Origin of the sequence: Thiohalocapsa sp. ML1 (assembly GCF_001469165.1) — a bacterium.
Classification (GTDB): Bacteria; Pseudomonadota; Gammaproteobacteria; order Chromatiales; family Chromatiaceae; genus Thiohalocapsa.
In genome coordinates this window covers 1-2,029 of the sequence record NZ_JABX01000111.1, presented here as the reverse complement: position 1 = coordinate 2,029, position 2,029 = coordinate 1, and the positions used below count along the sequence as shown (strand labels likewise).

Below are 2,029 nucleotides of genomic sequence, written 5' to 3'. Positions count from 1 at the left end.
GGCCCTTCGGTGCACTTGCGCCAACGAGCGCGCCGCGCAAGCCGACGCTCCGTGCCCTGGAACCCGCGCGGTGTTGCGGCCTTGACTGGAGTGTTGACCTCCAGGTCAACACGGCGACAGAGCGGGATGCTGTCGCGCGTGCGGAGCCGACCGGGAGGTCAGGCTCCCCGGCCCGGGATTTCGTTGCCGGTGCGCGGGCGCAGGCATCAGTGCCCTTGCGCGAGCACGGCCTTCAGATCCATGCCTTGCAGGTCGTCGGCCGATGCAGCCTCATCCGGTGTCGGAAATATCGGGCTGCCCGGCGACCACAACTCCAGGCTGTCGGCATGCCGGTCGTAGAAGCCGGGGTCGGTGGTGACGCGGACCGGGGCCGACATGCCGGGCGCGAGATAGCTGAAGTCCTTCTTGCCCACCGCGCCGACCTCCACACCCGGCAAGCCGGCCCTCCAGCGTGCTCGCGAGTGCCGCGAAGCTGCTCGCCAGGCGCCGCCGATAGATGGTCATCACGAAGCCGACGGCGGTGCGCTGATCGCCGGCGTTGTCGTAGGTGCTGGAGATGTAGTCCTCCACCTGCTCGTAGACGCGCCGCTTGGCATCGCTGAGCTGCACGAAGCGGTCCGACACGTCGCGGTCCGCGATCGGCGTCGCGAGCTTGGCCGCCTTGTGGTAGCGGCGCAGCAGCTCGCGGGTGTGGCGGGAGATCAGGTGCTTGAGCGGCGTCTGCGCCTTCATCAGCCGCACCGCGGCGGCGCGCTCGGAGGTTTCCAGCCGCTTCAGCGGTATGGATGCGCCGTCCCGCAGCGCCCGGAGCACCTTCAGCTTCAGGCGGCTCAGCTCCGGCAGCGCGCGGGCTGCATCCTCGTCCGACACGGCGCCGTAGGCTTGCTCCGCCGCACGAAACAGCCGCGCCTTCGGCGCCATGACCAGGATCCGCCGCGCCCGACCCGACAACCAGGCCTGGCGCAGCAGCATGCCGGCCTGGATAGTCTTGCCCAAGCCCACCTCGTCGGCGATCAACAGGCGCGGCGGCCACTGGTCGTAGAGCCGCTGGAAGGCGCGCACCTGATGCGGCCAGGGTGTCACCGCGCAGGTCGCCTCGCCGACGCGCTCGCCACCATTGGGCCGGCTCGGTGCATGCTTGATAACTCCCGCCGCGGCGCCGGCGGCGAAGCCGGATCGGCCCGTCAACCGCCGGCTCCTGATCTCCGGCCGACAGCGCCAAGCGCTGTGGTCCCAACCTGTCGCGCTCCGCTCGCATGCGCCTGGAGACGGCCGAATCGCCGCTAAACTGTACATAAATACAGTCAAGCGCCGAATTCCAGCCGGATACCGACATGGCCGTCGCGTCACCGGGATGCGGACCTGCCCCGTACTGCCGCCGCCATCCCGAGCAAACCGTGCTCTACCAAGTCGTCCAGCAGCACCTGGAGACCTATCTGGCGCTCGCAGGGGAAGACGACTGGGACGGGCAGCGCGTGCCGGCCTACGTAGAACGGGAGTTCCGGCGTTATCTGGAATGCGGCATCCTCGCCTACGGCTTCGCCCGCGCCCGATGTCCGGACTGCGGGCATGACTTCCTGGTCGCCTTCGCGTGCAAAGGTCGCGGCCTGTGTCCGTCGTGCAACGCCCGGCGCATGGCAGAGACCGCGGCGCACCTGGTCGATCACGTCATCCCGCCGCTGCCGGTGCGTCAGTGGGTCCTCTCGGTGCCCAAACGCCTGCGCTGGTACCTGGAGCGAGAGCCGCGGGCGATCAGCGCCGTACTGCATATCCTGCTGCGCGTCATCGAGGCCCATCTGCGCCGGAGCAGCGATGCCAGCACACAGGCCCGCTTCGGGGCGGTGAGCTTCATCCACCGCTTCGGAGCGTCCCTCAACCGGCACATCCATTACCATTGCTGCGTCATCGACGGGGTCTTCGAGCCGGCCGAGGATGCCGGTGATATTCCGCAATCCGTGCGTTTTCGCCCCGCCGCTGAGCTGACGCCGGAGGCCGTCGCCGCCATCGCCGAGCAGGTGCGCGTGCGGGT

General features: G+C 69.1%; 2 protein-coding genes. One reads left to right on the top strand and one right to left on the bottom strand.

The annotated features are described in order from the left end of the window. Positions 1-270 precede the first annotated feature (270 nt). Complete coding sequence (locus ML01_RS30035) at positions 271-1,188, bottom strand: hypothetical protein (RefSeq protein ID WP_058558375.1); 918 nt, start codon at positions 1,186-1,188, stop codon at positions 271-273. Between the two features lie 209 nt (positions 1,189-1,397). Here ML01_RS30035 and ML01_RS26560 point away from each other — a divergent pair. Next, the coding region (locus ML01_RS26560; protein WP_371258256.1) for a transposase zinc-binding domain-containing protein at positions 1,398-2,029 on the top strand (632 nt) is incomplete at its 3' end.